Below are 22217 nucleotides of genomic sequence, written 5' to 3' on the forward strand. Positions count from 1 at the left end.
TCCAGCGTAGTACCTGCCGGCGCCGGGCGATCGCGGTCACGCCGGTGTTGTGAGGAACTTGTCCAGGTAGGTCCAGGTGGTGTCACGGGCGGTGGCGCCGGTCAGGATCGCCAGATGCCCGCCGGGTGCCGTCTCGTAGCGCACGGCTTCGGCGCCGCTGAGGGTGCGTAATCCACGTTCCACCGCACGCGCCGGAGTGATCACGTCCGAAGGCCCGCCCACCAGCAGTACCGGCGCGGTGATATCGGCCAGGTGGATCGGCCCGGTACCGAAATTCACCACCCCGCGGCCGATTTCGTTACGCAGCACGAGCCGGTTCCACAACTGCTGATACATCCGGCCCGGATAGCCGGGCATATCGGCCATGAAGCGATCGACGGCCTCCATCCGGGCCAGCGATTCGGTACGAGCCAGATTCCCGGCCACGAACCAGGGCCGCTTGACCTCCCGGTCCCATGCGGTGATGCGGTAGGCGAGCCGGGTCAGCGGCGCCGGAACACCACCCATTGCGCCCAATGCCGCCCCCACCGCGGCACCGGTCCCGGTACGCCGGGCCAGCGCGGCCAGCTGCGGGGTACCCGGCATCGCGTTGTAGTCCAGTGGCGACCCGATCGCGGTGATCGACCGGATCGGCAACCCGGTATCGGCAGCGGCAGCCAGCAGGGCCATCGTGCCGCCCAGTGACCAGCCGACGAGATCCACCCGCGGATCCTCGCCGGCGCCGTCCCGATCGGCGACCGTGCGCCGGATCGCCTCCGGAATGATGTCGTGCACCCAGTCCTCGAAACCCATCCGCCGGTCGGCGTAGGAGATCTCGCCGTAGTCGATCACATAGGGCGCCCGGCCGGTCTCGAGCAGGAACTCGGCCACACTCTGCCCCGGCCGCAGATCGAAACAACTGGCAGGCGCGGCCAACGGCGGCACCAGCAGAACCGCCGGCCGCGCCCGGCCCCGGCCGGCCACCGGCGCCGGCTCGAACCGCCGCAACTGCCGATGCGGTTCGTCCCACAGCACCGTCGCCGGCGTAGGCCGTCGCCCCTCTACGCCGTCACCGAACGTCAGCGCCCACGCATTACGCGCGGCCCGCTCGACGGCCCGGGTCACCTCACCCTCGGGATCGACCGCGCGCACGGCACGATCCGCCAGGGCAATACCTCGATCAGCGATACTCACTGTGTTATTTTGGCGCGCCGCCGGCGCGCCGGGGGTCGGCCCCCCTCGGCGTGGTTCGAGACCGACGGAGACCCGCTGGTGAAAGTTGCCGGCGACGGCAAGATCCCGAGCGGGTCTAACGGTAGGCGCAGAACACGGGAACGGCACGGGACACTGGGCTCATCTCGTGTGGGCTCGGCCGACACCTGCCCCAGGCAAGGTAGCCACTGATCACCCCGAGCGAACCAACCGGCAACGGTTGCAGAGAGGTGCGCTTCGAGGGCGCCCGCGGCCCGCCGGCGGAACCTCCGCAGTCCAGGCCACACACGTCAGAGCCGGCCGAGCGCACATGTGTCGCGAATCACGCCGTACCGAGCACCCGATGGCCTGAAAACGCGCCGGACGGCAGTGCCGAGTTCAGCGAGGCCCTCAAAGGTTTTGGCCCGGCCGTGCGTTCAGCGCTCGATGCGATGCGGCGCGGCCGCGAGTGTCGAGTGCTGAACGCCGGGACCTCAGGGGCCAAAAGGCGCGCCGCCGGAGGCGGCGCCGATAAACACAGCTACAATCGCGAACGGACATCCGAAGAATTTCGGTCGATCCGTTGGAATCGGCAGCGCCGAAAGTCGCGCACCGCGGGTGGGCGGAGCGGTAGCGAGGAATTCTACGGAGTCCACGGAAAATGTGCGCGCACCAGATCCGCGTCACCGATGCGCTGCGCCGATGTCCGAGCTTCGCTGTCCGTCATCCGGGCACCTGCCGACATCCGGCGGCGGCCCGGGTGAATATCGCAGGGCGGATCCGTGGTTGTCGTGGGCCGACCGGTCCGCCCCACGCCTCGTGCGCGTGTAGCGCGATAACGAGGGAAGGCACGAACCTGAGCAAGATCACTGTAGAACCGGAACCGGGTCTGGCGGAAACGCTGCTGACAGCCGAGCTGGACGCCGGACATACCGCACCGTCTTTTGCCGAATTGGGAGTGCGGGACGAAATCGTCCGCGCCCTGGGCGAGATGGGTATCGAACGTACTTTCGCAATCCAGGAACTCACCCTGCCGCTGGCACTGGCCGGCGAAGATCTCATCGGGCAGGCCCGCACGGGGATGGGTAAGACCTTCGGATTCGGGGTTCCGCTGCTGCATCGGATCAGCACCGTGGAATCCGGGACCACCCCGCTGGACGGCACCCCACGCGCACTGGTCATCGTGCCGACGCGCGAACTGTGCCTGCAGGTGACCAAGGACCTGGAGAACGCGGCGAAATACGTCAGCAGCGAGCGCGGACCGCTGCGGGTGGCCTCCATTTACGGCGGCCGCCCCTACGATTCCCAGATCGCGGCTCTGCGCGAGGGCGTGGACGTCGTCGTCGGAACTCCCGGCCGATTGCTGGACCTCGCGGATCAGCAGCACCTGATTCTCGGAAAAGTGGGCGTCCTAGTGCTGGACGAAGCCGACGAAATGCTCGATCTGGGCTTCCTGCCCGATATCGAACGTATTCTCGGCATGGTGCCCGATAAACGGCAGACCATGCTGTTCTCGGCGACCATGCCGGGTCCGATCATCACATTGGCCCGTACTTTCCTCACCCGGCCGACACATATCCGGGCCGAGGAACCACACGATTCGGCGGTCCACGATCGCACGGCACAATTCGTGTACCGGGCCCATGCGCTGGACAAAGGTGAATTGATCGCCCGGATTCTGCAGGCCGAGAGCCGCGGCGCCACGATGATCTTCACCCGGACCAAGCGGACGGCGCAGAAGGTCGCCGACGAGCTGGGCGAACGCGGTTTCGCGGTCGGCGCGGTGCACGGCGATCTGGGGCAGATCGCGCGCGAAAAAGCGCTGTCGAAATTCCGTAAGGGCACGATCGACGTGCTGGTCGCGACCGATGTCGCCGCGCGCGGTATCGATATCGACGATGTCACCCACGTCGTCAACTATCAGTGTCCCGAGGACGAGAAAACCTATGTGCACCGCATCGGCCGCACCGGCCGGGCCGGTCGCACCGGTGTGGCGGTCACCCTGATCGACTGGGACGAGCTCACCCGCTGGGCGGCGATCGATGCCGCGCTCGGACTGGGAATCCCGGAACCGGTGGAAACATATTCGCGGTCGCCGCATCTGTTCTCCGATCTGGGGATCCCGGAGGGTGTGACCGGCACGGTCGGCGCGCGGAAACCGGAACGCGATCCGGACGCCGTGGTGGTCGAACGCCCGGAGCGCGCCCCGCGTAAACGCAACCGGAGGCGCACACGCGGCGGTAAGCCTCTCGAAAATGGTACGGGCGCAGTCGATTCGACGGATGCCGAGACCACTTCCGAGGCGAGCGGCGGCCCGGCCGGCGCGGAAACCGACGCCGACCGGGAAGCGAGTCCGGCGCGCCGCAAGCGGCGCCGGCGGCGTTCCGCCACCGGCGAGGGTGCCACGGACGACGCGAACCAGGGCACCGAACCGGCGGAGGCGAACGGCGGCGAGGCTGCCGAGCAGCCCGGGGAAACCGGTACCAACGCCGATACCGAGAAACCCGCACGGCGCCGGCGGCGCCGTAAACCGGCCGACAAGAGCGCCGGCGACGATTCCGGGGCGGCGGCGGAGCCCGCCGGCACGGCATCCGCGGACGCGCCGCCCGGCATGTCGAACGGTGCCTCGGCGCCGGAGTGACGCTCGACAGGACCAGGACTCGGGCCGGCGGTTACCGGACCGCCGGCCCGGGTCATTTCGTACGTGGCGCCGCCCGGGCGGTGCCGCGAGCACCGTCCGGGCGCTCGGCCCGCATCCGTTAGGCTCGCGTACGTGCTCGCACCTGAGCGGCGAACGCGCGCCGATGTCATCACCGCTGCCGCGATCGCCGTCGTCGTGGTGATCGCGGGGCTCGTGGCGTGGGTGAGCAGCGATGTCGCCGGAACCGAATCGGTGGTCGCCGGCAAGCCCGCCCGCACCCCTTCGGCGGCCCGCGAACTTCCCGAAGAACTGCACGAGCTGTGGCGCGCGCCCGATACCGCGTCCGACCGCGCACTGACGTCCGAGGGAGTGGCCGTCACCGCGGACGGCGGTACGGTGACCGGCCACGATCGGCGGACCGGTGACCAGGTGTGGCGCTACACCCGCGATCTACCGCTGTGCGGCGTCGAAGCACAGTTCGGCATGGTGATCGCGGTGTACCGCAGTGAACGCGGCTGTAGTGAGACCACCATGCTCTCCGGCACCGACGGCCGCCGCCGCACCGCCCGCAGCAGCTATATGGACGATCGGGTCGGGCTTTCGGTCGACGGTACGTACGTGGTGGCGCACGGGCCACGGAGGCTGGAGGTGTGGCGCTCCGATCTCGTCCGCACCCTGGAATACGGCTACGTGGACGCCAAGGAGAACTGGAAGACCCAGCCACGGCACGACTGCGAGTTGCAATCGGCGGCCTCGAGTTCGTCGCGACTGGTGGTACTGGAACGCTGCCCGGGGGATCCGGCCGGCCGGCTCACCGTGCTGGCGCCCGCGCCCAAGGACGACAATGTGCCGGAAGAGTACGGTTCGCGGATCCTGGAAGGTCCCGGCGCCGATTCGCCCGACGCGCGCGTTATCGCGGTCTCCGACAACCGGATAGCGGTCTATCAGCCCGGAGCCGGCGGCCCCGAGCCGGCCGCACCCCGCCTGACGATATTCGATGCCAAGGGCAATCCACTGGTGGTGCAGGAACTCTCGGCACCACTCGACGAAACCACCACCACGGTCCGGGCGGGTTCCGCCTTTCTCGTTTTCACCGGCAACAGTGTGATCGCACTGCAGGCCAGTACTTTCGATCCGCTGTGGACCGCGGCCGACGCGCTCGGCGCCCCCGTGCTGATGGCCGACCGGCTGCTGATTCCGGTACCGGGCGCGATCGCGGCCCTCGATCCCGCCGACGGCACCGAGATCGCCCGTATCCCGGTGAACCGGCCGGACTATCGCGGCGGCCCGATCTCACTCGGAGTGCTGGGCAACACGATTCTGGAACATCGCGACGGAGCACTCGTCGCACTGGCCGATCCGGAGGCCCCCGAGACCGGCGACGCAGAGGCGAACCGACCGGCAAAACCACTGCGGTGAAACGTTTTTGTCGGTACCCGCGGGCACACTGGCGGATATGACAGAAGCAGCCCGCCCCACCGATGCGGCCCCCGGGGCCGAGACCGCCCGCTACGACGATCCCGGCGCACCGTGGAACCGGTGCACCGAAGACGCTCCGGCGGTCTGGAATACCGACGTGATCCGCGAATTCCGGGCGAACGGTGGGCGCGTCGGCGGCGCCTACGCCGATGCGACGCTGCTGCTGCTCACCACAACGGGCGCGAAGACCGGTAAGCGGCATGTTGTTCCGCTCGCTGCGCTGTATCGAGGCGAGACCCTCTACATCAGTTCGCTCGTGGACGACGGGTATCCGTCCTGGTATCACAATGTGCGGGCGGATCCGGCGGTGATCGTGGAACTGGGCGATCACGTGCATCACGCCACGGCCCGGGTCCTCACCGGCGCGGTCTACGACGAGTTCGCCGCCTGGGTGCTGGCGAACAATCCGATGCTCGCCGATTTCCAGGCCACCACCGAGCGCCCCATCCCGCTGGTGGTTCTGACCCTGGCCGGCTCGCGCTGACCGAGGCCCTTGTACACGTGCCGCCGTAGGCCCGGGACCGAGGCATGCGGAGGCCGGCTCTGCCGCCGACTCGGATAGCAAGAGGGCACCACGACCTCGGCCGGTCGGGACACATTCCGCGCGCCGGGCATCATGGTGCGTATGCCCGGCTCCGAGAACGCCCGTGTGGTCCTGTTACGGCACGGCGAGACCAGCTGGTCGGTACAGCATCGCCACACCGGCCGCACCGACCTACCGCTCACCCAGGCCGGTGAACAGCAGGCCGCGGCGGCCGGTCCGGTCGTGGCCGGTCTGGGTCTCCGGGATCCGATGGTTCTGGTGAGCCCGCGCGCCCGCGCGCAGCGGACTGCCGAATTGGCGGGCCTGACCGGCGCCCGGACCGAGCCGGACCTCGCCGAATGGGATTACGGCGACTACGAAGGCCGCACCACCCCACAGATCCGTACCGGCGACCCCGGCTGGACCATCTGGACCGGCGCGGTACCCGGTGGTGAATCCGCGGGCGTGGTGAGCGCCCGCGCCGATCGCGTACTGAACGCCGCGACCGCTGCACTCGGCGAGCGCGATGTGATCCTGGTGGGGCATGGGCATTTCTCCCGCGCCCTGATCGCCCGCTGGCTCGGTTTCCCGGTCCGGGAGGGCCGCCGGTTCGCGCTGGCGACCGCCGCGGTCAGTGTCCTGGGCTACGAGCGCGACGAACCAACTCTGTGGGCGCACAATCTGCGATCGGGCACCGTATGAGACGGTCACCGGAAGAGACGTCGGCGATCACCGTGTCCGATCGCCACCGCCGGCTCCCGGCCTGCCCGAGCCCACCGTACCGCCGCGATACCTGTCGCACCCTGCCCCTGGAGACCAGGATCCCCGGCCTCGCCGCGGCTACGACGACCGAGCCGGGGATGCCGGTCGAGGTCGGGCAGCCGAGCGCTCAGGGACGGATAACCGACGCGCCTCACCCCTGACAACACCGAAGGAGACTACGTGTCCCACGCTGCCGATCCGGTGATCCGCCGCGCCGAACCCGGCGATGTACCCGCACTCGTCGACCTGGTCTACGGCCTGGCCGAATACGAGAAGGCGCGGTACGAGTGCACGCTCACGCCCGAGCAGCTGCACACCGCATTGTTCGGCCCGCATCCGGCCGTCTTCGCCCATGTGGCACTCGTGGACGGCACGGTCGCGGGTTGCGCCATCTGGTTCCTGAACTTCTCCACCTGGGACGGCGTCCACGGGATCTATCTCGAGGACCTCTATGTCACTCCGGAGGCGCGCGGTACCGGGCTGGGCCGGGCCTTGCTGGCCGCTCTCGCACACGAGGCGTATTCGCACGGCTACAGCCGGGTCAGCTGGTCGGTACTGACCTGGAACACGCCGTCGATCGGCTTCTACGAATCCTTGGGTGCCCAGGTCCAGGACGACTGGGTGGGCTACCGGCTCAGCGGTCCCGCCTTGACCGCGCTGGCCGCGACTACCGGCTCGCACCGGTAACGGCCGCGTGGGCACGATCCGGCCGCGGCGCTCATTCGTCGTCCGTGGCCCCGTACTCCTGGGCGGCCCACCGCGAGGTGGGTGGAGCGAACAGCAGGCCCAGCGCGCCCAGTGCCACTACGCCGAGCAGGGTCCCGTACAGCGGCTGCCCCGAGCCGAACAGCAACGACCACACCACCGGCAGCAGCAACAGCTGGGTTATCACCGCGATGGCCCGCCCCCAGCGCTGCCCGAGCAGTAGGCCGATACCGGAGGCGAGCACCGCGCCGCCGAGGATCCCGAACCACATGGCCGTGCCGTAACCGCTGATCGCGTCCTCTTCGTGGCCCAGCAGCGCCCGCACCACGAGCACCACGGCCACGGTCACCGCGACGGCGCCTTCCAGTGTCACCAGCCCACCGGCGCCACGCACGGTCCCGGGCACACCAACGTCTTTTCGCTCGACCACCCCGCCAGCTTAAGTTGTGTTTTGCGGATGCCCGCGGGCGCATGTTCGGCGCCGGGTCCGAGGCATTTGGACCCGTCTGCCGCGGGCGGGCCAGAATTGACCCATGCGGACGTTGTTGATCGTCAACCCCAATGCGACCTCTACCACGGCGGCGACCCGTGACCTGCTCGCGCACGCCTTGGAAAGTCGAACGCAGCTGACCGTCGCGCATACCCAGCATCGTGGCCATGCGGCGGAATTGGCGCAGTGGGCGGCGACGAACGAGATGGATCTCATCGTTGTGCACGGCGGCGACGGGACGGTCAACGAGACGATCAACGGTTTCGTACCGCTGCCGCAGGTCGACGACGGCCAGGCGTGGCGGCCCCGGCTCGGCATCATTCCCGGTGGCTCGGCCAATGTGTTCGCGCGCGCACTGGATATCAAACCGGATCCGGTAGCAGCGACCAATCAATTGATCGACCTTCTCAAAGCCGGCGACGGGGATCGCCGTATCGGGCTGGGTGTCACCGATGATCGGTGGTTCTGTTTCAGCGCCGGGGTCGGTCTGGACGCGGAGGTGTGTGCCGCCATCGATTCGGCTCGCGCCAAAGGACGATCGGCGACACCGGCGCGCTATGTGCGCACCACCGTGGCGCAGTTCTTCCGCACGAAACGGGCGCAACCGGAAGTTACCGTGCACGTTCCGGGGCGCGAGCCCGTTTCGGGTGTGCATTACGCATTCGTCACCAACACCAGTCCGTGGACCTATCTGAATGCGACACCGGTATGTACCAATCCCGGCACCAGGTTCGAATCGGGTCTCGGTGTGTTCGCCGTGCGAACCATGGCATTACTGCCTACACTTCGGCTGGCGACACAACTGTTGTCGCCACACTCCGAGCCGAAGTCGCGGAAGCTATTTCGCGACGACGACGTCCCGTCGGTGCGCATATCGAGTGCCGAGCCGATCGGCCTGCAAATCGACGGCGACTTCATCGGCAGGCGCGACGTGGTGGATTTCACCGCTGTGCCGGATGTCCTCGATGTGGTCGCTCCACGACCGGTATGACGTGGCGCATCCGGGAAATAAATCCCGTTTGTGCTGCGGAAACCGGCGTAGGCGAGTAAAAAGGACTGCGGCAGGTCTCCTCGTGAGACCTTCAGTGCGTGAGCTTCCCCACGGTGCGTCGGATACCTATTGACATCTACGGTGTTCGTGAAAGCATTCACAAGCAACCGTGCGGAAACATTCAGTTCGCACAAGTGAACGATCCAGCAACCGATCGGCGCCCTGTGGCGCCCTACAAAGGAGCAGAAGGAATGGACTGGCGCCATAAGGCCATCTGTCGCGATGAGGACCCTGAGCTGTTTTTCCCGGTGGGCAACAGTGGTCCTGCGCTCGCGCAGATTGCCGATGCCAAGCTGGTCTGCGCCCGCTGCCCCGTTACCGCCGAATGCCTGTCCTGGGCTCTGGGTTCCGGGCAGGACGCCGGTGTATGGGGCGGTATGAGCGAAGACGAGCGGCGCGCGCTCAAGCGTCGCAATGCGCGCACCCGCACTCGTACGGCTGTCTGAGAACGCGGGGACGCGACTACCGGACCATTTCCAGCCCGGCCCGGGGAGTCGCGGATTGCCCGGCACCAGTGAATCTGGTGCCGGGCTGTAGTTTATGAAGAGCCGCCGACCTGTTTAATCCATAATTTGCCGGAAAGTCGCCCGAGAAATAAACGGTGTTTCCAGCCACGGGCAATCGGACGTATGCATAATTGAAACCGGCGAGTTTCCGTCGGGTATCAGCGTGCCGCCCGGCGCCCCAGCGGCACCCGCAGCACCGCATCCGTCCCGACATCGGCACCGGGGTGTAATCCGATGGATCCTCCCAGTTCGGCGGTGACCAGCGTACGCACGATCTGTAGTCCCAGACTGTCCGACGATTCCAGGCTGAAATCGGCCGGCAGCCCGCGTCCGTCATCACTGATGATCACGTCCAGCCAGCGGGCCGAACGTTCCGCGCGAATGGTCACCGTCCCGTTCTGGCCGCCATCGAAGGCATGTTCGATGGCGTTCTGCACGAGTTCGGTCAGCACCATCACCAGCGGTGTGGCGCGTTCGGCCGAGAAAACTCCCAGCGAACCCGCCCGACGCACGGTGATCCGGGCGGTGTGTACGGTCGCGACATCGGCCATGATCGGCAGCAACCGGTCCACGACCTCGTCCAGATCGACCTCCTCGTCCACCGACATGGACAGCATCTCGTGCACCGAGGCGATGGAGGTGACCCGTCGCACCGATTCGGTGAGCGCCACCCGGGCCTCCTCGTTCTCGGTACGCCGCGCCTGCAACCGCAGCAACGCCGCCACAGTCTGCAGGTTGTTCTTCACCCGATGATGGATTTCCCGGATGGTGGCGTCCTTGCTGAGCAGCGCGCGGTCACGCCGTTTGACCTCGGTGACATCCCGCACCAGCACCGCGGCTCCGGCCAGCTCCCCGTGCGGACGCAGCACCAGTGTGCGCAACAGTACGGTCGCCCCGCGCGCCTCGACCTCCATCCGGCGGCCGGTGCGCCCGGCAAGCGCGGCCTGGATATCGCCCACCACCTCCTGCGCGTCGAAGGGGTCCGTGATCAGCGATCGGGTGGTGGTAGCCAGATCCTGCCCCGCCAGATCGGCCTGTAAACCCATGCGGTGGTACGCCGACAGGGCGTTCGGGCTGGCGTAGGTGACGATGCCATCGGTATCGAGGCGGATGAACCCGTCCCCGGCCCGCGGGCTGGAATGCGTGGCGGCACGGTCCTCGGTGGTCGGGAAGGTCCCGTCTGCCATCATCTGGCAGAGGTCATCGGCACACGCGACGTAGGCGATCTCCAGGCCGCTGCGCACCCGGGAACGCTGCCGGTCGGTATCGCGGCTCAGTACCGCGATCACATCGTCCCCGCAACGCACCGGGATCGCCTCGCGGATCGCCCGCACCGGGTACGGGTGATATACCCCCGTCGCCTCCCCCTCGGTATCCGTACGCACGATCTCGCCACTGATCAGCGCATCGAAAACCTGCGAATGATCCGCCCGGCGGGCTACCGATCCGACCAGGTCCGCCAGGTGGACGGTCGGCGCGGTGGTGGGCCGGCACTGCGCGACGCACACGATATCGGCACCATCCTGGACCGGCCCTGCCCCGACCCACAGCAGCAGATCGGCGAACGAGAGGTCGGCGAGCAACTGCCAGTCCCCGACGACACGCTGCAGATGATCCACCGCCACCCCGGGGAGATCGGTGTGTTCGGCCAGCAGATCACTCAGTGTCGACATGAGCCTATTCTGGCGTGCCCGCCGCGTACGGCGCTGCGGCCCCCGTCGATCCACTCCGGCACGGCCGCATGCCGCCGGGTCCAGCGGGGCGGAATAGTCGCGGACCATGAGGTCGTGCGGCGGACATCCGGGTCTACGCACCGTCGCCATCGGTGCCTTCGCCCGCGCGATGCACGACGATCCAGCCGACAGCTCGTGCGGTGGGAGGGGGACCATCAATCGATCGGAAGAGCCGGTCGCCCCGGTGGTCCGGACGCGGCACCCGCTTGCTCCACTGCGCGCGCCGCGGTGGTCCGGAGCGCCCCGGACCACCGGGCGCAGCCGTTTCTCCGGGGTCGGCACCCCGGCAGTGACGAGGAACTGGACGGTCATGGTCGCGGCGGCGCAGCCGGACCGCGCCGCGCGAGCAACCGCGAGCCGCTCCCCCGTCTGCGGTGGCGCGGGTGAGCAGAAGCCGCGACAGCCCGGCACGCGAGCTCGAAGTCCTATGGCCGGCTGTTCGCGGCAGCGGGGGCCGATTCGGAGACGGGATGGGATCGTTCGGCCGCGTCGAAGGCCGGTTCCAGGGGAGCCAGGGCGGTGCGGAGAACGTCGGCAAGTGGTCCGGCCGGGGTGACCAGACCCGTCCCTGCCGACGGAACCGCGGGGGGTTGTAGCCATCGTTCAAGGCCGACGCGGAGGGCGGCAGCCACACTTGCCGCCAAGACACGAGCCGTCGGTCCACCGCTCGCACCGAGTCGAGCCGCGATCACCTCTGCGAGCGGGTGCTCGATCACGGAGGTGCCGGCGAGGAAGGTCTCCCGCAACCCCGGGTGAGTGGTGATCAGAAGCACGCCGTCGCGCGTGGGTTCCCCCGCGTCGGTGTATCGGTCGACGATCGATTCGATGACGGCCTCGGCAAGGCGCACTCCGGCCGGTTGCGCCGCCACGGCTGCGGCCACCGAGGTCTCCCGCTCGGCGGTGACGGCGGCGACGATCGCCTGTTCGCGACTGGAGAAGTAGTTGTTGTAGGTCCGCGGTGAAACGCCTGCCGCAGCGGCGATGTCCTCCACACGGACGTTGCCGGACCCGTGTTCGAGCGCCAGCCGTAGTGCCGCCCCGCGCAACGCCTCACGTGTGGCCTGTTTCTTCCGTTCGCGCAGCCCGTCATGCCCCGTTGTCACGTAAGCAGCGTGGCATAAAACTTGCGTGCACGCCAACTTGCGTGCACGCAAGTTTATCGCCTACGGTTCCTCCGGCGGCCGGAGCGACGAACGGAGCGTGCGAATGCGCGGCAGAGGAATGACATACGACACCGGATTCATCCGGGGCGGCGGAATCTCGCGGCCGGACTTCGACCCGGCAGTGGTCTCGCGTGAACTCGCCATCATCCGCGATGATCTGCACTGCAATGCCGTCCAGATCATCGGCGGCGACCCCGACCGCCTCGAAATCGCGGCCCGCTGCGCCGCCGGACTGGGGCTCGAGGTCTGGTTCTCGCCCTATCCACTGGAACTGCACCCCGGCGAGATACTGACGCTGCTCACCGACTGCGCACAGCGTGCCGAGCGGCTGCGCCGGGCAGGTGCCGAAGTGGTATTCGTCGCCGGGGTGGAACTGAGCATCATGAACCGCGGTTTCGTCGCCGGCGACACTGTGCAGCAACGGCTGGACCTGCTGTTACGTGATCCCGGGCAGCGAGCCGAGCGGTTTGCCGAGGTGAGCGCCCGGCTCGACGATTTCTTCGGTAGCGCGCTACCGAAGATCCGCGAACACTTCCTCGGCAAGATCACGTACGCCTGTATACCGTTCGAACGCATCGATTGGTCCCCGTTCGACTTCGTCGCCATCGAACTCATCCGCTCCGCCGACGTCGCCGACCAGTTCCGGGCGGGTGTCCGCAGCCTCGTCGCGCAGGGAAAACCGGTGGCCGTCACCGGATTCGGCACAGCCACCTGGCATGGTGCCGGCGATGTGGCGCCGCGGAGTATGGAAATCGTCGAATACGACGAATACGGCGAACCCGTCCGCTTGACGGGCGACTACATCCGAGACGAGGCCGGCCAGGCGACCTACCTGCGTGAACTCTTGGATATCTTCGATTCCGAAGGTGTCGACAGCACCTTCGTATTCCTCTTCGCGCTGTACAACTATCCCCACCGCACGACCGGCGACGCGCGCGACGACCTCGACCTCGCCGGCCTCGGCATAGTCAAGGTCCTGCCGGACGGGTACGGCGAGACCTACCCGGATATGCCCTGGGAACCGAAAGAAGCCTTCGTCGCGGTCGCCGAGCACTACCGCGACGCGTAATCCCTGCACCAGGTGCCGTCGACAGGGGCTGTCCCGGACACACTGCGAACGCCGGCGGCGGCCCCGCATGCCGTTCCGTAGGCACCGAGCGGCGGCGGCCGCAGAGATCAGTCGATCACGGCGATGAGATCACCCGCCTGGAGGACCTGGCCGGGCTCGACGGCGACGGACGCAATCGAACCGCCGACCTCGGCGAGCACCGGAATCTCCATCTTCATGGATTCCAGCAGCACCAGCGTCTGGTCCGTGGCGACCCGGTCGCCTACCGTGACCTCGACGGTGAGCACCGTGGACACCATTTCTGCCCGCACTTCTTCGGCCATGACACCTCGTTCGTCAGCTTCGTTCCGGTATCGGGGTCACGTACCCGATGTACCGCCGTCGGTACAGCCAATCACACGTGAAACAATGGCCGGGATCAGTATCTACTCCCCGCAGTCGCGGGAATTGTCCCCAGGAGGGAGCTACCCATGGGTAAGCGTGGCCGCAAGAAGCGCAGCCGTAAGGGCAACGCCGCCAATCACGGCAAACGTCCCAACTCCTGAGCCGCCGGCACAGGTACGGAACGCAGAAAAACCCGCACTCCCGAGGAGTGCGGGTTTTCTCGTCGTCGGCGGCGCCTCGGCCCGCCTCGGGGCCGGTATCGACCGGCGTACGAGCCGGTCACGGCCTTTTCCCGGCGGGCGTATCCGGCCCCGCGCCGGCTCCGCCGCGCGTACCCGGCCGGGCAACGGCTATTCGGCGGGAGTCTCCTCGGTGGTGATCGTCACCGAGCGGCTGCGGATCTCCACCATCAAGCGTTCCCGCAGCGAATCCGGGGCCTTGTCACCACCGCATTTGCGACTGAGCAGGCTCTTGATCTTCTCTTCTATGCCGTAGGCCTCGATGCACGGCGCACAGTGGTCCATATGGTGCTGCAGCCGTTCGCGGGTGCGGTCGTCGCACTCACCGTCGAGCATCAACCAGACATCGGCCAGTACCGCCGTGCAGTCGAGCTCCATATCGGGATCGTGCTCGGTGCTCACTGCTTGACCTCCTGGCGCACCTCGGTGGACTCGGCGGCGCGGTTGAACCCGCGTTCGCGCGCAACATCGCCGAGTAGACCCTTCAGCTGTTTCCGGCCGCGGTGCAGCCGGGACATCACCGTACCGATAGGTGTGCCCATGATGTCGGCGATTTCCTTGTACGGGAAACCTTCGACATCGGCGTAGTACACCGCCATCCGGAATTCCTCCGGTAGCTGGATGAGGGCGGCCTTGATGTCGTCGTCCGGGAGCGCGTCGAGGGCCTCGACCTCCGCCGAGCGCAGACCGGTCGAACTGTGCTCCGCGGTGGCCGCGAGCTGCCAATCGGTGATTTCGTCGGTCGGATACTGCGCGGGCTGGCGCTGTTTCTTCCGGTAGGAGTTGATGTAGGTGTTGGTGAGGATCCGGTACAGCCAGGCCCGCAGGTTGGTGCCTTCTTTGAAGGATTTGAAACCGGCATAGGCCTTGACATAGGTCTCCTGGACCAAGTCCTCGGCATCGGCGGGGTTACGCGTCATCCGCAGCGCGGCGCCGTAGAGCTGGTCCAGCATGGGTAGCGCGTCCCGCTCGAACCGCCGGTCCAGTTCGGCGCCGGTTTCCGGCTGTTCGGCAGGCCGCTCGTCGGCGCCGGTTCCGGTCGCCACGTCGTCCTCGCTCGTCACACGTGTCCCTTCGATAGGTTCACCAGCCAAATCTACCGGGAGTGTGAAGTCCGAGAAGAACCGCGTGCGCGCCGGGGCCGGATCCGCAGTCATCGGGCGTTGTTCGACAAGAACGGGCACCGTCGCTCCTTCGCTCTAACGGGTTGGGCACCGGTGGCCGGGGTAGGCCCCCCGATGCGCTGTATCTGCCGCGTACAACCCGCACCGGTCGCGAAGTGTTCCCGGGTTAAAGTGCTGGCCATGGCAGCAGGCGCCACACCGGCGATCCGCGCGTTGCTCGCGGACGGGGCCGGACATACCGTGCACAGTTACGACCACGATCCGCGCAACGATTCCTATGGCACCGAAGCAGTCGACGTGCTGCACGCGCGACTCGGGACAGCGGCCGGGCAGGTCTTCAAAACGCTGGTTCTGGAACTGTCCACCGGATCGCTCGCGGTGGCGGTGCTCCCGGTCCCGCAGACCTTGTCGTTGAAGGCGGCCGCCGCCGCGCTCGGGGCCGCGAAGGCGACGATGGCAGACCGGGCGAAGGCCGAACGCGCCACCGGGTACGTGCTCGGCGGGATTTCACCGCTGGGGCAGCGCCGGCGCCACCCGACCGTGGTCGATACCTCGGCGCTGAACTGGGAGACCGTGTTCTGTAGCGCGGGTAAGCGCGGAGTGGAGATCGAAGTCGCGCCCGCGGATCTGATCCGGTTGGCCGGCGCGGCCACCGCACCGATCACTGCCTGAACGCTCGAGACCGGGGCAGCGTGGCCGCGGCCGGTCGGCCGGGCAGGCCGGCACAGGCGCTCCTCCGGCCGCCGGGCCGGGCCGAAGTCGCCGCTGCTGTGATCCGCGACATGCCCGCTGGACTGTTTGCTGCTCCGTAGCAGGGCCCCCACCACCGGGTGCCGATCCGCGAGATTCCCCCGATTCGCGCACAGTGCCGATCGACTGACAGGATCGGCAGCGCAGTGCGGTCGAGGCGGGTGGGTTCACCAGGTGGATCGCCGACCTGTCCTTCGAACGAAGATACGTGGCTGAAAGGAACACCGGGATTGACGACGGACGCGCGAGCTGAACTGGAGAAGTTCCTCCTGGGAGACCGGTTCGCCTGTCTGGCGGGCCGCTCCGCCTGGCGCCGAGGCGGTATCACTCACCGCCACTACGACGTGATGGGTGGCGAGGATTCGGCTCGGTTGATGGCACTCGATCTTGCCGAATACGTCGGCGACGCGGACTGGAACCCGCGGAAATTCACCAGCTTCATCGCCACCTTCGAGCAGCCTCGCGGGGTGGACGAGTTACGTTTCGAGGAGCTGCTGTGGGAGCACCTGCAGCTGCTGCACGAGGCGGAAGCGGACAGGTATGCGTGGGCGCCCGGATATTCGTCCGATCCGCAGTCCGGCGAGTTCGGATACAGCGTGGCGGGCCACGCGTTCTTCGTTATCGGGCTGCACGAGACGCATCGGCGGCTGGGTCGCCGGCCACCGTTTCCGATGCTGGCATTCAACTCCCACGAACAATTCGGGCTGATCAAAGCGGCCGGTATGTGGGACCGCCTGGCGGAGAAGATCCGAAAACAGGACATCACGCTGCAGGGCGATATCAACCCCAACCTGCTGGAGTACGAACAGCTCTCCGAAGCGCGCCGCTATTCCGGCCGCCCCAAACCCGCCGATTGGCAATGCCCGTTCGCTGCCCGCCCCACGACGGAGGATCGCGAACTGGCCGGGGTACCGGGGCACTGATCCGCCCGCCTCGGGAAGGCGCGGCGCCACGGCCTTGTCGCCGCCCGCTGCGCCGCGCGGACTCCCGACTGCGGGCGCGCACACTTCGGATCCGGGCAACTCGCCCGCGCACCGCGCGGGAATCCGCTGGTAGCGCACCCTTGTATGCGTTACTTGTGGGCGAGGAGTTGGACCGACCCCGAGGATGTGATGCGATATGTCCCCGCGCAAACCCCTGCGCACCGTGTTCGTCGCCGTCTCCGCGGCCGCGGCACTGACCGTTGCCCCTGCCCTGCTCACGACCTCGCTCGCGGCACCGGCCGCGTATGCGGCACCGGGCGAGTATCCGCTCGGCGGTGAGAAGGGTTCCACCGACGATGGTGCATCGGAGAACGGGCCGGCCGAACGTGCGGAAAAGGCGGGCGGCGGAATTCTCTCCGAAACCATCGATCTGAGCGCCGACCTGCTCAAATGCGGTCTGAGTATCGCGACACCGGCTGTCAGCTGCCCACTCGGTAGCTGACGGGGCGGGTGTTTCCGGGGCGGGGCGCCCCGCCCCGGAAACACCCGGTTTTCACAGCAGAGTCGGCTGTTCGGCGGTGCCGTCGGGCGGGGCCAGTAGTTCCGGGCCGTTGTTCTTCACACTGTTCACCAGGGGCGGCACCGGGCGCGCCGTGATCTGGGCGACCAGTTCCTCGCGGGGGGATTCGAGGAGTTCGGCGGGGGCGGGGTGGTCGGGATCCAGCCAGGCTGCCCAGTGTTCCTGCGGCATGGGTAGCGGCATGCGGTCGTGGATCCGGGTGAGGTCTCCGATCGCATCGGTGGTGAGGATGGTGCACGACAGCAGTGGCCGCGGGTCGTCGAGGGAGCGGTCCCGCCAGACCGACCACAGGCCCGCCATGTAGAGCCGCGCACCGTCGGCCCGCGACATGAAGTACGGGTGTTTGATCACCTTCGGCTTCTTACCGCGACCCGGCCCGGCCGGATCGGGTTCGACCAGCCATTCGTACCAGCCGTCCATGGGGACCAGGCAGCGGCGGTATTTCACCGCGTCCCGGAACGACGGCAGGCTCGCCGCTTTATCGGCCCGGGCGTTGAACAGTGGCTTTCCTTTGACGGGGACGCCGGGTTCGGCGGCTTTGGTCCAGTGTGGGATCAGACCCCAGCGCATTCGGCGGATCCGGCGGTGGACGTCGTCGCCGTGGCCGTCGTGCTCGTGCCGGTCTACCACGGTGAGGATCTGGGTGGTGGGGGCGACGTTGTAGTTCGCCCACTGGCGCCGTTCGGAGCCGGCATCGGATTCGGCCGCGCCCCCACCACCGGCGCCGCCCGCGTGGATCTCCGACGGGGCGGGCCCGGTTTCGTCGATGGCATCCAACTCCGCGGCGAGGCGCCCGGGATTCGTGGTCGTCGCATAACGTCCGCACATACTCCGATGGTCGCACCGAATACCGACAGTTCGAGACAATTGCGACCCGGAGGACGACAATGGGCCTGGTACTGGGTGACGTGTTGAGAGTTATGTCTTAGCATTCTCTCAACGGGGACGTGGCGGTCACAGGCTGCACCGTCCGCGCGCGCAGCTACCGCCCTACTTCCCGCAGAGGAGACCCTGTGACAACCACAGAAAAAGCCGCCGAGAAAGAATCAGTACTCACCTCGGTCGATCCGGCCACCGGCGCGACGCTGGCCACGTATCCGATCGCGGACGACGCGGCGGTCGCCGAAGCCGTCGCCAAGGCACGCGCCGCCACCGGCGTCTGGGCAGATCTCGGATTCGACGGCCGCAAGAAAGCACTTCTGCGCTGGTCCAGCCGGCTGGTCGCCAAATCCGATGAGTTCTGCGCCCTCATCCATGCCGAAAACGGCAAACCGGTCGACGACGCCTTCCTGGAGCTCATGCTGGCGCTCGAGCACATCTCCTGGGCGGCCAAGCACGCCAAGAAGAAGCTGTCGCCGCAGAAAGTCCCCTCGGGCCCGATGATGGCCAATTTCGCCGCCCGTATCGAATACCGGCCACTGGGCGTCGTCGGTGTGATCGGCCCGTGGAACTACCCGGTGTACACCCCGAACGGGTCCATCGCCTACGCCCTCGCCGCGGGTAATACCGTGGTGTTCAAGCCGTCCGAATTCTCCACGGGCATCGGCAATTTCGTGGCCGAGGCATTTTCCGAGGCCAACCCGGAACTGCCCGAGGGCGTGTTCGTCGCGATCAACGGTTTCGGGGCCACCGGTGCCGCGCTGGTGAAATCGGGCGTGGACAAGGTCGCGTTCACCGGTTCGGCCGCCACCGGCCGCAAGATCATGGCCTCGGCCGCCGAGAATCTCACCCCGGTACTGCTGGAATGCGGCGGTAAAGACCCGGTGATCGTCGCCGCGGACGCCGACGTGAAGGCCGCCGCCGACGCCGTGGCCTGGGGCGCCACCTCCAACAGCGGCCAGACCTGCGCGGGCGTGGAACGCGTCTACGTGGACAAATCGGTGAAGGACCAGTTCCTCACCGAGCTGACCCGCATCCTGAAGGACGTCAAGCCCGGTTCCGAAGACGGCGCCGCCTACGGCCCGATGACGATGCCGAGCCAGATCGATATCGTCAAGCGGCATATCGAGGCGGCGCTGGCCAGCGGCGGCAAGGCCCTGCTGGGTGGCCCCGAGTCGGTGAAGGGGCCGTTCATCGAACCGGTCGTACTGGTCGATGTGGACGAGAATTCCGCCGCGGTCAAGGAGGAAACCTTCGGGCCGACCGTCACCGTCACCACGGTCGACAACATCGACCAGGCCATCGAACTGGCCAACAACACCACCTTCGGTCTGGCCTCGGCCGTGTACTCGAAGAACAACGGCCTCGAGATCGCCCGCCGCCTGAAAGTCGGCGCGACCTCGGTGAACTCGGTGCTCGGTTTTGCCGCCATCCCCGGCCTGCCCTTCGGCGGCAGCGCCGATTCCGGTATCGGCCGCATCCACGGCGAACCGGGCCTGCGCGAATTCGTCCGCCCGCATTCGATCGCAGTCCAGCGCTTCGCGATTCCGGGTATGGCGCTGATGAGTTACAGCCGCACCCAGGCGAATATGAAGATGCTGCGCAAGATGGTGCCGCTGTTGCACGGCCGCAACAAGTGAGAATCCGGCACAGATGAACAGGCGGCCGGTGGTGCTCGGCGACACACTCGGGAGCACCACCGGCACGCAGGCCGGCCCGATGCGACAAGATGGTGCAGTGAGTTTCTGGCCAGCGCCCCATGTCGACGCCCCCGTGCAGGCGACCGTCACCCTGCCCGGCTCCAAATCGATCACGAACAGAGCGCTGGTCCTGGCCGCGCTCGCCGACGGTCCGTCCACCATCACCGGGGCCCTACGCAGCCGCGATACCGGACTGATGATCGATGCCCTACGCGCGCTCGGCACCCAGATCATCGGTGATGCCGATACCCTCGCCGTCACTCCCGGACCGCTCCGCGGCGGCCGGGTCGATTGCGGGCTGGCGGGTACGGTGATGCGTTTCGTGCCCCCGGTGGCCACGCTGGCAACCGGGGACAGTTCCTTCGATGGCGATATCGCCGCCCGCGTCCGGCCGCTGCGCACCATTCTCGATGCCCTGCGCGGGCTCGGCGCGACGATCGAGGGCGATGCCCTGCCGTTCACCGTGGGCGGTAACGGCGCGCTGCGCGGCGGCACCGTCACCATCGACGCCTCCGGCTCCTCGCAGTTCGTCTCCGGTCTGCTGCTCTCGGCTGCCCGGTTCGACGAGGGCGTAGTGGTCCGGCATTCCGGTGGCGCCCTGCCGTCCATGCCGCATATCGAGATGACGGTGGAAATGCTGCGCCGCGCCGATGTGACGGTCGAGGCGCCGGCCGACAGCCGCGCCGAACAGGTCTGGACGGTCGCGCCGGGCGAAATCCGCGCGGTCGATTGGAAGGTCGAACCCGATCTGTCCAACGCCACCCCGTTCCTGGCGGCCGCGGCGGTCACCGGCGGGCAGGTGAGCATCCCGCACTGGCCGCGCCTGACCACCCAGGCCGGCGATGTGATCCGGGAGATCCTGGTGCGGATGGGCGCCGAAGCCGGTTTCGCCGACGGCGCCCTCACCGTGACCGGCCCCGACCGGCTCGCCGGTATCGATATCGACCTACACGATGTGGGCGAGCTGACGCCCACCGTCGCCGCGCTGGCCGCACTCGCGGATTCGGAATCGCGGCTGCGCGGTATCGCGCATCTGCGCGGCCACGAAACCGATCGGCTCGCCGCCCTGTCCACCGAAATCAACCGGCTCGGTGGACAGGTCACCGAAACCGAGGACGGGCTGGCAATCGCCCCGGCCCCGCTACGTGGCGGCCGCTGGCATTCCTACGCCGATCACCGCATGGCCACGGCCGGGGCCATTCTCGGCCTCGCCGTACCCGGCGTGGAAATCGAGGATATCGGCACGACCGCAAAAACCCTGCCCGATTTCGTCAGCCTGTGGGAGTCCATGCTCGACCCGGAATCGGCCGCACCGGGAGCGGCCCACTGAGCCGCCGCGGTCGCAGTAGCGCCTCCTACGACGAATCCGATGTGCGGGTGCGTCCGGGGCGCAGTTCGCGGCCGCGCACCAAAACCCGGCCGCAGCATCGCGACGCGCAGCCCGCGATGGTGGTGTCGGTGGACCGGGGGCGCTGGGGGTGTGTACTCGACGGTGATCCGGCGCGGCCACTTGTGGCGATGCGCGCGCGGGAACTGGGCCGGACACCGATTGTGGTGGGCGATGAAGTGGATGTGGTCGGCGATCTCTCCGGCCGGCCGGATACCCTCGCGCGGATTGTGCGGGTCGCCGAGCGGCGCACCGTATTACGCCGGACGGCCGATGATACCGATCCGTTCGAACGGGTGGTGGTCGGTAATGCCGAACAGTTGTTCATCGTGGTGGCGCTGGCCGATCCGCCGCCGCGAACCGGTTTCGTGGAACGTGCGATGGCCGCCGCTTTCGCCGGCGGCCTGACCCCGGTGCTGTGCCTGACCAAACATGATCTGGCCGCGGACTCGCAGTTCGCCGGCGATTTCGCCGATCTCGACCTGACCATCGTCTACGCCGGGGTCGACGACCCCCTCGATGCCACCCTGGAGTTGCTCACCGGTCGCCTGACCTGCTTCCTCGGGCATTCGGGTGTCGGGAAATCCACGCTGGTGAACCGGTTGGTTCCGGATGCGGCACGCGCGGTCGGGGAAGTTTCCGGCGTCGGCAAGGGCAAGCACACATCCACCCAGTCGGTCGCGCTGGCGCTGCCGGACGGCGGCTGGGTGATCGATACCCCGGGCGTGCGCTCGTTCGGTCTCGCCCATATCACTCCCGACGATGTGCTCGCCGCGTTCACCGATCTCGCCGCCGCGATCGAGGGCTGTCCACGTGGGTGCACCCATCTCGGGCCGCCCGCCGATCCGGAATGCGCTCTCGACGAACTCCCGGACAAGACGCGCCGGGTGGCCGCGATCCGCCGGCTGCTGGTCGCGTTGAATTCGAACGAATCCTGGTGACCACCCTGCCGCGATAAT

At 67.6% G+C, this 22217-nt stretch carries 23 protein-coding genes; 15 read left to right on the top strand and 8 right to left on the bottom strand.

Annotated elements, in window-relative coordinates; genetic code table 11:
- Positions 1–36: 36 nt before the first annotated feature.
- A complete protein-coding gene (locus tag NFL01S_RS07730; protein ID WP_371851789.1) occupies positions 37–1173 on the bottom strand; it encodes an alpha/beta fold hydrolase in 1137 nt (378 codons plus the stop codon).
- 886 nt (positions 1174–2059) lie between these two features.
- Here NFL01S_RS07730 and NFL01S_RS07735 point away from each other — a divergent pair.
- The 5 genes from NFL01S_RS07735 to NFL01S_RS07755 all read left to right on the top strand — a co-directional run bounded on the left by NFL01S_RS07735 (position 2060) and on the right by NFL01S_RS07755 (position 7262).
- Positions 2060–3811, top strand: a complete 1752-nt coding sequence (locus NFL01S_RS07735) for a DEAD/DEAH box helicase (protein WP_157116362.1) — start codon at positions 2060–2062, stop codon at positions 3809–3811.
- Between the two features lie 132 nt (positions 3812–3943).
- Positions 3944–5230, top strand: a complete 1287-nt coding sequence (locus NFL01S_RS07740; RefSeq protein WP_063915884.1) for an Rv3212 family protein — start codon at positions 3944–3946, stop codon at positions 5228–5230.
- 37 nt (positions 5231–5267) lie between these two features.
- On the top strand, positions 5268–5774 hold the full coding sequence (locus tag NFL01S_RS07745) for a nitroreductase/quinone reductase family protein (RefSeq protein ID WP_062973024.1): 507 nt from the start codon (positions 5268–5270) through the stop codon (positions 5772–5774).
- Positions 5775–5915: 141 nt separating this feature from the next.
- The gene (locus NFL01S_RS07750; protein ID WP_062973026.1) at positions 5916–6515 is read left to right on the top strand and encodes an acid phosphatase; all 600 of its coding nucleotides are present in this window, start codon (positions 5916–5918) and stop codon (positions 6513–6515) included.
- Between the two features lie 261 nt (positions 6516–6776).
- Positions 6777–7262 (top strand): GNAT family N-acetyltransferase, encoded by a 486-nt coding sequence (locus tag NFL01S_RS07755; RefSeq protein ID WP_062973028.1) that lies wholly within the window; start codon positions 6777–6779, stop codon positions 7260–7262.
- Positions 7263–7293: 31 nt separating this feature from the next.
- Here NFL01S_RS07755 and NFL01S_RS07760 read toward each other — a convergent pair whose 3' ends face one another.
- The gene (locus NFL01S_RS07760) at positions 7294–7710 is read right to left on the bottom strand and encodes a hypothetical protein (RefSeq protein WP_062972933.1); all 417 of its coding nucleotides are present in this window, start codon (positions 7708–7710) and stop codon (positions 7294–7296) included.
- A 103-nt stretch (positions 7711–7813) separates the two neighbouring features.
- Between NFL01S_RS07760 and NFL01S_RS07765 the strand changes: the two genes are divergently transcribed.
- Entirely contained in the window at positions 7814–8761 is a 948-nt protein-coding gene (locus NFL01S_RS07765) for a diacylglycerol/lipid kinase family protein (protein ID WP_062972935.1), read from the top strand.
- Between the two features lie 251 nt (positions 8762–9012).
- Positions 9013–9267 (top strand): WhiB family transcriptional regulator, encoded by a 255-nt coding sequence (locus tag NFL01S_RS07770; RefSeq protein ID WP_033243220.1) that lies wholly within the window; start codon positions 9013–9015, stop codon positions 9265–9267.
- A gap of 218 nt (positions 9268–9485) precedes the next feature.
- On the opposite strand, the gene NFL01S_RS07775 is transcribed toward NFL01S_RS07770, so the two are convergent.
- Together NFL01S_RS07775 and NFL01S_RS07780 are read right to left on the bottom strand one after the other, a co-directional pair.
- The gene (locus tag NFL01S_RS07775; protein ID WP_062972937.1) at positions 9486–11000 is read right to left on the bottom strand and encodes a sensor histidine kinase; all 1515 of its coding nucleotides are present in this window, start codon (positions 10998–11000) and stop codon (positions 9486–9488) included.
- Between the two features lie 485 nt (positions 11001–11485).
- On the bottom strand, positions 11486–12163 hold the full coding sequence (locus tag NFL01S_RS07780; protein WP_062972939.1) for a TetR/AcrR family transcriptional regulator: 678 nt from the start codon (positions 12161–12163) through the stop codon (positions 11486–11488).
- A 103-nt stretch (positions 12164–12266) separates the two neighbouring features.
- On the opposite strand from NFL01S_RS07780, the gene NFL01S_RS07785 reads away from it, so the two are divergent.
- Complete coding sequence (locus NFL01S_RS07785) at positions 12267–13292, top strand: glycoside hydrolase family 113 protein (protein ID WP_062972941.1); 1026 nt, start codon at positions 12267–12269, stop codon at positions 13290–13292.
- Between the two features lie 107 nt (positions 13293–13399).
- Here NFL01S_RS07785 and NFL01S_RS07790 read toward each other — a convergent pair whose 3' ends face one another.
- Positions 13400–13615: a biotin/lipoyl-binding carrier protein gene (locus NFL01S_RS07790; RefSeq protein ID WP_062972944.1), complete on the bottom strand. Its 216-nt coding sequence runs from the start codon at positions 13613–13615 to the stop codon at positions 13400–13402.
- 147 nt (positions 13616–13762) lie between these two features.
- Between NFL01S_RS07790 and NFL01S_RS37555 the strand changes: the two genes are divergently transcribed.
- Positions 13763–13837, top strand: coding sequence for a 50S ribosomal protein bL37 (locus NFL01S_RS37555; protein WP_110293457.1), 75 nt, complete (start codon positions 13763–13765; stop codon positions 13835–13837).
- A gap of 189 nt (positions 13838–14026) precedes the next feature.
- Here the strand turns inward: NFL01S_RS37555 and rsrA are convergent, their stop codons facing one another.
- Together rsrA and NFL01S_RS07800 are read right to left on the bottom strand one after the other, a co-directional pair.
- Positions 14027–14293 carry a mycothiol system anti-sigma-R factor gene (gene rsrA, locus NFL01S_RS07795; protein WP_033243597.1) on the bottom strand — a complete coding sequence of 89 codons (267 nt, stop codon included), beginning with the start codon at positions 14291–14293 and terminating at the stop codon, positions 14027–14029.
- Between the two features lie 20 nt (positions 14294–14313).
- Positions 14314–15072: a sigma-70 family RNA polymerase sigma factor gene (locus tag NFL01S_RS07800; protein WP_247606031.1), complete on the bottom strand. Its 759-nt coding sequence runs from the start codon at positions 15070–15072 to the stop codon at positions 14314–14316.
- Between the two features lie 147 nt (positions 15073–15219).
- Between NFL01S_RS07800 and ybaK the strand changes: the two genes are divergently transcribed.
- The 3 genes from ybaK (at position 15220) to NFL01S_RS07815 (ending at position 17214) form a co-directional block, all read left to right on the top strand.
- The gene (gene ybaK, locus NFL01S_RS07805; protein ID WP_062972946.1) at positions 15220–15711 is read left to right on the top strand and encodes a Cys-tRNA(Pro) deacylase; all 492 of its coding nucleotides are present in this window, start codon (positions 15220–15222) and stop codon (positions 15709–15711) included.
- A gap of 308 nt (positions 15712–16019) precedes the next feature.
- A complete protein-coding gene (gntA, locus tag NFL01S_RS07810; RefSeq protein WP_062972948.1) occupies positions 16020–16712 on the top strand; it encodes a guanitoxin biosynthesis heme-dependent pre-guanitoxin N-hydroxylase GntA in 693 nt (230 codons plus the stop codon).
- A 196-nt stretch (positions 16713–16908) separates the two neighbouring features.
- Entirely contained in the window at positions 16909–17214 is a 306-nt protein-coding gene (locus NFL01S_RS07815) for a hypothetical protein (RefSeq protein ID WP_062972950.1), read from the top strand.
- 51 nt (positions 17215–17265) lie between these two features.
- Here the strand turns inward: NFL01S_RS07815 and NFL01S_RS07820 are convergent, their stop codons facing one another.
- On the bottom strand, positions 17266–18120 hold the full coding sequence (locus NFL01S_RS07820) for an SOS response-associated peptidase (RefSeq protein WP_062972952.1): 855 nt from the start codon (positions 18118–18120) through the stop codon (positions 17266–17268).
- Between the two features lie 185 nt (positions 18121–18305).
- On the opposite strand from NFL01S_RS07820, the gene NFL01S_RS07825 reads away from it, so the two are divergent.
- From NFL01S_RS07825 to rsgA, 3 genes are all read left to right on the top strand, one after another.
- Positions 18306–19811: an aldehyde dehydrogenase family protein gene (locus NFL01S_RS07825; protein ID WP_062972954.1), complete on the top strand. Its 1506-nt coding sequence runs from the start codon at positions 18306–18308 to the stop codon at positions 19809–19811.
- 79 nt (positions 19812–19890) lie between these two features.
- Positions 19891–21201 carry a 3-phosphoshikimate 1-carboxyvinyltransferase gene (gene aroA / locus NFL01S_RS07830; protein WP_062973035.1) on the top strand — a complete coding sequence of 437 codons (1311 nt, stop codon included), beginning with the start codon at positions 19891–19893 and terminating at the stop codon, positions 21199–21201.
- Positions 21174–22199, top strand: a complete 1026-nt coding sequence (gene rsgA / locus NFL01S_RS07835; RefSeq protein WP_174555665.1) for a ribosome small subunit-dependent GTPase A — start codon at positions 21174–21176, stop codon at positions 22197–22199. The genes aroA and rsgA overlap by 28 nt, the downstream gene beginning before the upstream one ends.
- The last annotated feature ends 18 nt before the right edge of the window (positions 22200–22217 follow it).

The organism is Nocardia flavorosea NBRC 108225 (assembly GCF_001613385.1).
Classification (GTDB): Bacteria; Actinomycetota; Actinomycetes; order Mycobacteriales; family Mycobacteriaceae; genus Nocardia; species Nocardia flavorosea.

What these genes read in the sequence shown, in the direction of transcription:
- NFL01S_RS07745 (WP_062973024.1), top strand. Translation starts at nt 5,268, where the DNA reads ATGACAGAAGCAGCCCGCCCCACCGATGCGGCCCCCGGGGCCGAGACC.
- NFL01S_RS07750 (WP_062973026.1), top strand. Translation starts at nt 5,916, where the DNA reads ATGCCCGGCTCCGAGAACGCCCGTGTGGTCCTGTTACGGCACGGCGAG.
- NFL01S_RS07765 (WP_062972935.1), top strand. Translation starts at nt 7,814, where the DNA reads ATGCGGACGTTGTTGATCGTCAACCCCAATGCGACCTCTACCACGGCG.
- NFL01S_RS07770 (WP_033243220.1), top strand. Translation starts at nt 9,013, where the DNA reads ATGGACTGGCGCCATAAGGCCATCTGTCGCGATGAGGACCCTGAGCTG.
- NFL01S_RS07775 (WP_062972937.1), bottom strand. Translation starts at nt 11,000, where the DNA reads ATGTCGACACTGAGTGATCTGCTGGCCGAACACACCGATCTCCCCGGG.
- NFL01S_RS07785 (WP_062972941.1), top strand. Translation starts at nt 12,267, where the DNA reads ATGCGCGGCAGAGGAATGACATACGACACCGGATTCATCCGGGGCGGC.
- NFL01S_RS07790 (WP_062972944.1), bottom strand. Translation starts at nt 13,615, where the DNA reads ATGGCCGAAGAAGTGCGGGCAGAAATGGTGTCCACGGTGCTCACCGTC.
- rsrA (WP_033243597.1), bottom strand. Translation starts at nt 14,293, where the DNA reads ATGGAGCTCGACTGCACGGCGGTACTGGCCGATGTCTGGTTGATGCTC.
- NFL01S_RS07800 (WP_247606031.1), bottom strand. Translation starts at nt 15,072, where the DNA reads ATGACTGCGGATCCGGCCCCGGCGCGCACGCGGTTCTTCTCGGACTTC.
- ybaK (WP_062972946.1), top strand. Translation starts at nt 15,220, where the DNA reads ATGGCAGCAGGCGCCACACCGGCGATCCGCGCGTTGCTCGCGGACGGG.
- NFL01S_RS07815 (WP_062972950.1), top strand. Translation starts at nt 16,909, where the DNA reads ATGTCCCCGCGCAAACCCCTGCGCACCGTGTTCGTCGCCGTCTCCGCG.
- NFL01S_RS07820 (WP_062972952.1), bottom strand. Translation starts at nt 18,120, where the DNA reads ATGTGCGGACGTTATGCGACGACCACGAATCCCGGGCGCCTCGCCGCG.
- aroA (WP_062973035.1), top strand. Translation starts at nt 19,891, where the DNA reads ATGCGACAAGATGGTGCAGTGAGTTTCTGGCCAGCGCCCCATGTCGAC.